This window comes from Agromyces binzhouensis (assembly GCF_004135055.1).
In the GTDB taxonomy this organism is placed as follows: domain Bacteria; phylum Actinomycetota; class Actinomycetes; order Actinomycetales; family Microbacteriaceae; genus Agromyces; species Agromyces binzhouensis.
The window spans coordinates 1-5,293 of the sequence record NZ_SDPL01000213.1; the positions used below are offsets into that span (position 1 = coordinate 1).

Here is a 5,293-nt window from a genome sequence, read left to right on the forward strand (position 1 = left end):
CGAGGTCACGTCAGGGCGGTGAACCGCTCCGCGACGTGGGACCCGGCGCGGCGTTGCGGCCGGTCGGCCGTGCTGCGGCCGCCGACGTAGAGCCAGCCGAGCAGGTGCTCGCCGTCGGCGAGGCCGTGCATCCGCGCCACCGCCGGGTGGCGGGTGAAGGGCCCCGTGCGCCACATCACGCCCCAGCCGGCGTCGTCGAGCAGCAGGGCCAGCGCGTGACCGACGCCGGCCGCGGACACCTCCTGCTCCCACGCGGGCACCTTCGGGTGCGGTCGTGTCACCGCGACCAGTGCGAGCAGCAGGGGAGCGCGCATGGGCTTGGCCGCGAGCTTCGCCGCGGCGGCGCCGTCGAACCCGGATGCCTCGACGAGCGCCTCGCCGAGACGGGCCCGCGCGTCGCCGCGCAGCGCGATCACGCGCCACGGCGCGAGGGCGGCGTGATCGGCGACGGTCGACGCGGCCTCGAGCAGCGAGACCAGCTCGGCGTCGTCCGGCGCGTCATCCGTCACCTTCGGCCAGGAGCGACGTGCGAGGACGGCGTCGCGGGCGGCTCCCACGCTCAGGACTCGGGCGTGAACTCGAGCGCGATCGAGTTCATGCAGTAGCGGTCGCCGGTCGGGGTGCCGAAGCCGTCGGGGAAGACGTGGCCGAGGTGCGAGCCGCAGTTCGCGCAGCGCACCTCGGTGCGCAGCATGCCGAGCGACGTGTCCTCGATGAGCTCGACCGCCTCGGGCCGCACCGACTCGTAGAAGCTCGGCCAGCCGCAGCCGGAGTCGAACTTCGTGCCCGACTTGAAGAGCTCGCTGCTGCACGCGGCGCACGCGTAGATCCCGGCGCGCTCCTCGTCGAGGAGCTCGCCCGTCCACGGGCGCTCGGTCGCGGCCTCGCGGAGCACGGCGTACTGCTCGTCGTCGAGCTGCGCGCGCCACTCGTCGTCGGACTTGTCCACCTGGTACGTCATGCAGTCTCCTCGGGGTCGGCGGGGGCGTCTTCCATCGTCGCAGCTTTGCGGGACGTCGAGTGCAACGTGTCCCGGTGCGACGGTGTTCCCGGTGCCGACGAGGACGAGCTCGGGGCCCGCATTCGGGCCGCGCCGACGCGCGGGGGAGGCTCCCGGCATCCGCTCCCTAGGATGTGGTCGACGGCGGATGCGGGGAGCGAGGTGCGATGGACGCGGACGGGCTCGACGAGGTGGATCGCGCCATCCTCGCCTTCGAATCACGGCCGTGGCGCGACCCCGCCCGGAAGGTCGACGCCATCCGCGACGAGCTCGGACTCTCCGCCGCCCGGTACTATCGCCTCCTCGGCGCGCTCGTCGACTCGCCGGCCGCCCTGCGGTTCGATCCGATGCTCATCGGTCGCCTGCAGCGGCAGCGAGACGCGCGTGCGCAGTCGCGTGCGCGCCGAACCATCCCGACCGCCCGGCCGCTCGCCTGAGCGCCCCGACCGACTGGACGACAGGTGCAGAAGTTCCCACGCGATCGGTTCGATTCGATCCCGCACGGCATGGACCGGGTCGGCGCCCACCGGGCTCCGGCGCGTCGCGGCCGCCGCTGGGTGACCTTCGCGTGGGCGGCGCTCGCGACCGTCGTGCTCGCGGGGGCCGGCATCGCCGCCGTCGCGGCCTACAACCAGCGGCTCGACTTCGACGACACCGCGCTGCCGACGGCGCCGGCCTCGGACGTCCCGACCGCGGAGCCCACCCTCGCGCCCGACGTGACCGTCGCGGTCCTCAACGGCACGACGACCGGCGGTCTCGCCGCTCGGGCGGGCGAGGTGCTCACCTCCGCGGGCCTTCCCGTCGGCATCACCTCGAACGCCGACCGCTCCGACATCGAGCAGACCGTCGTGTACTACGCGTCCGCCGATCTCGAGGGCGCCGCCCGAGGCGTCGCGCAGCAGCTCCCCGAGGCCGAGGTGCGGCTGTCCGAGGAGTTCGGCGACCAGGGCATGCAGCTCGTGGTCGTCCTGGGTGCGGACTACGCGGATGCCGTCGCCGAGTGACCACGCGGCGAATCGTTGCCATTCTGCGACCATTCGCGGCGCCGGAACTCTTGTGCGGGGCCGCCGCGCCGTGAGTATCTAGAAACGGCCGCTCGAACACCCGTGTGAGCACCCGACGCCGGTCCCCGTCGTCGACGTCGGCACGACGACGGCCCGGTACAGCCGACGGCACGTGCTGACTTCGATACACGGCAACATGGGAGCAACGCATGGCGAACGGAACCGTGAAGTGGTTCAACGCTGAAAAGGGATACGGATTCATCACCGTCGACGGTGGGGGCCAGGACGTCTTCGTCCACTACTCCGCCATCGACATGGCCGGCTACAAGGTCCTCGAAGAGGGTCAGCAGGTGACCTTCGAGGTGGGCTCCGGCTCGAAGGGCCCGCAGGCCGAGGCGGTCCGCCCCGCCTGAGTTCGATTCTTCGGAAGCGCCGCCGGATGCCCCCGGCGGCGCTTTCGCATGTCCGCGGGTCGCGAACCGACGTCGTCCTCGCTTGCACTCGGCGCATGCGAGTGCCAGAATCGGTTTAGCACTCGCTCGTTTCGAGTGCTAACCCACGGTTCTTAGACGTCCGGGAAGGGACGAGAGACACACATGGCAAAGATCATTGCTTTCGATGAGGAGGCCCGCCGCGGCCTCGAGCGTGGCCTCAACACGCTCGCCGACGCGGTCAAGGTGACCCTCGGCCCGCGCGGCCGCAACGTCGTGCTCGAGAAGAAGTGGGGCGCCCCCACGATCACGAACGACGGCGTGTCGATCGCGAAGGAGATCGAGCTCGACGACCCGTACGAGAAGATCGGCGCGGAGCTCGTCAAGGAGGTCGCGAAGAAGACCGACGACGTCGCCGGTGACGGCACCACGACCTCGGTCGTGCTCGCCCAGGCGCTCGTGCGCGAGGGTCTCCGCAACGTCGCCGCCGGCGCCGACCCGATCAGCCTCAAGAAGGGCATCGAGAAGGCCGTCGCCGCCGTCTCCGAGGAGCTCCTCTCCGCCGCGAAGGAGGTCGAGACCAAGGAGGAGATCGCCGCGACCGCGTCCATCTCGGCCGCCGACCCGCAGATCGGCGAGATCATCGCCGAGGCGATCGACAAGGTCGGCAAGGAGGGCGTCGTCACGGTCGAGGAGTCGAACACCTTCGGCACCGAGCTCGAGCTGACCGAGGGCATGCGCTTCGACAAGGGCTACCTGTCGGCGTACTTCGTCACCGACCCGGAGCGCCAGGAGGCGGTCTTCGAGGACCCGTACATCCTCATCGCCAACCAGAAGATCTCGAACATCAAGGACCTGCTCCCGATCGTCGACAAGGTGATCCAGTCGGGCAAGCAGCTCCTGATCATCGCCGAGGACGTCGACGGCGAGGCCCTGGCCACGCTCGTCGTGAACAAGATCCGCGGCATCTTCAAGTCGGTCGCCGTCAAGGCGCCGGGCTTCGGCGACCGCCGCAAGGCCCAGCTCCAGGACATCGCGATCCTCACCGGCGGCCAGGTCATCTCCGAGGAGGTCGGCCTCAAGCTCGAGAACGCCACCCTCGACCTGCTCGGCCAGGCGCGCAAGGTCGTCATCACCAAGGACGAGACCACCATCGTCGAGGGCGCGGGCGACCCCGACCAGATCGCGGGCCGCGTCGCCCAGATCCGCTCGGAGATCGAGAACACCGACTCGGACTACGACCGCGAGAAGCTCCAGGAGCGCCTCGCCAAGCTCGCCGGCGGCGTCGCCGTCATCAAGGCGGGCGCGGCCACCGAGGTCGAGCTCAAGGAGCGCAAGCACCGCATCGAGGACGCCGTCCGCAACGCGAAGGCCGCCGTCGAGGAGGGCATCGTCGCCGGTGGCGGCGTCGCGCTCATCCAGGCCGGCAAGGTCGCCTTCGCCAAGCTCGAGCTCTCGGGCGACGAGGCGACCGGCGCGAACATCGTCAAGGTCGCGATCGAGGCTCCGCTCAAGCAGATCGCCCTCAACGCGGGCCTCGAGCCGGGCGTCGTCGCGAACAAGGTCTCGGAGCTCCCCGCGGGCCACGGCCTGAACGCCGCGACCGGCGAGTACGGCGACCTCCTCGCGCAGGGCATCATCGACCCCGCCAAGGTGACCCGCTCGGCGCTGCAGAACGCCGCGTCGATCGCCGGCCTCTTCCTCACCACCGAGGCCGTCGTCGCCGACAAGCCGGAGAAGTCTGCGCCGGTTCCCGCCGACCCGACGGGCGGCATGGACTTCTAGTCCGTCGCGGACCCTCGGTCCGCACCGCGGCGGCAGCCGCACCAACGCGCGAAGGGCGCCTCCCCAGGGAGGCGCCCTTCGTCGTGCGGTGGCGGCCGGAGGGCGCGTCCGGCCGCCGCGTTCAGCGCAGGAAGAGACGGGCGTTCGCCTGCTCGGCATCGGCGTAGTGCATCGCGGCCGCGCCGAGCGCCTGGTTCAGTCCGGCGAGGCTGTGCTCGACGTGCTGCTGCGTCGACCGCCAGTCGGCGACGGCGGCCTGGAACGCGACCGACGCCTGGCCCGACCACGAGGCCTGCAGCCCCGTGAGCTGTGCCAGGAGAGCGGCCACCTCGGACTGGATCCGACCGATCGTGCCCTGCATGCTCTGCGTCGCCGCGTGCACCTGCTCGCTGTCGACCTGGTACCTCGTCATGGTCATCCCTCCGGTTCGTGATGCAGCCGACCGTACGCCGGCGCCGCTCCACCGGACGGGCTGCGAACCCGAAGCCGAGGGGCGCCGCCACGCGGGTGGCCGTGTGGAGGACGAGCCCGCGACGGTGCGGTGCGGCTCAGGCCTGCGCGACTCGCTGGGGGGCCGCGCTCGAGCCGGCGAGGGGGAGCGACACGCGGAAGGTCGCGCCGCCGCCGGGCGTCTCGACCACGTCGACGTGACCGTTGTGCGCCGAGACGATGGAGGACACGATCGCGAGACCGAGGCCCGAACCGCCGGTCTCGCGCGTGCGCGAGGTGTCGGCGCGCCAGAAGCGCTGGAAGATCTTCTCGCGGATCTGGGGCGGGATGCCCTCACCGTGGTCGATGATCTCGAGGAGCGCCCGCTCGGCGTCGTCGTCCACCGAGACGCGGATCTCGATGGGGCTCTCGACGGGAGTGAAGCGGATCGCGTTGCCCATCAGGTTCGTGATCACCTGGCGGATCTTGTTCTCCTCGGCGAGCACGATCGCCCGCCGCACCGGCACGACCACCGTGGGTGCGGCCGCAGCGCCCGAGTCCACGTCACGGTCCCCGCCCGCTGCGTCGGAGGTCGTCGCCGTCGCCAGGGCGGCGTCCGCCGTCCCCGCAGCGCGCGCCGATCC

8 protein-coding genes are annotated in these 5,293 nt (G+C 71.3%); 4 read left to right on the forward strand and 4 right to left on the reverse strand.

Annotation, left to right across the window (positions count from 1 at the left end; genetic code table 11):
- Positions 1-5 precede the first annotated feature (5 nt).
- Together ESO86_RS10920 and msrB are read right to left on the reverse strand one after the other, a co-directional pair.
- On the reverse strand, positions 6-557 hold the full coding sequence (locus ESO86_RS10920) for a nitroreductase family protein (protein ID WP_129234948.1): 552 nt from the start codon (positions 555-557) through the stop codon (positions 6-8).
- Between the two features lie 2 nt (positions 558-559).
- Positions 560-961, reverse strand: coding sequence for a peptide-methionine (R)-S-oxide reductase MsrB (gene msrB, locus ESO86_RS10925; protein ID WP_129234950.1), 402 nt, complete (start codon positions 959-961; stop codon positions 560-562).
- A gap of 206 nt (positions 962-1,167) precedes the next feature.
- Between msrB and ESO86_RS10930 the strand changes: the two genes are divergently transcribed.
- From ESO86_RS10930 to groL, 4 genes are all read left to right on the forward strand, one after another.
- Positions 1,168-1,437: a DUF3263 domain-containing protein gene (locus ESO86_RS10930; protein ID WP_129234952.1), complete on the forward strand. Its 270-nt coding sequence runs from the start codon at positions 1,168-1,170 to the stop codon at positions 1,435-1,437.
- A gap of 24 nt (positions 1,438-1,461) precedes the next feature.
- Positions 1,462-2,004: a LytR C-terminal domain-containing protein gene (locus tag ESO86_RS10935; protein ID WP_129234954.1), complete on the forward strand. Its 543-nt coding sequence runs from the start codon at positions 1,462-1,464 to the stop codon at positions 2,002-2,004.
- Between the two features lie 209 nt (positions 2,005-2,213).
- Positions 2,214-2,417: a cold-shock protein gene (locus ESO86_RS10940; protein WP_067948690.1), complete on the forward strand. Its 204-nt coding sequence runs from the start codon at positions 2,214-2,216 to the stop codon at positions 2,415-2,417.
- A 183-nt stretch (positions 2,418-2,600) separates the two neighbouring features.
- Entirely contained in the window at positions 2,601-4,220 is a 1,620-nt protein-coding gene (gene groL, locus ESO86_RS10945; RefSeq protein WP_129234956.1) for a chaperonin GroEL, read from the forward strand.
- 121 nt (positions 4,221-4,341) lie between these two features.
- Here the strand turns inward: groL and ESO86_RS10950 are convergent, their stop codons facing one another.
- Both ESO86_RS10950 and ESO86_RS10955 read right to left on the reverse strand, forming a co-directional pair.
- On the reverse strand, positions 4,342-4,632 hold the full coding sequence (locus ESO86_RS10950; RefSeq protein WP_129234958.1) for a WXG100 family type VII secretion target: 291 nt from the start codon (positions 4,630-4,632) through the stop codon (positions 4,342-4,344).
- Positions 4,633-4,768: 136 nt separating this feature from the next.
- On the reverse strand, positions 4,769-5,293 hold a 525-nt coding region (locus ESO86_RS10955), incomplete at its 5' end, for a sensor histidine kinase (RefSeq protein WP_165307665.1).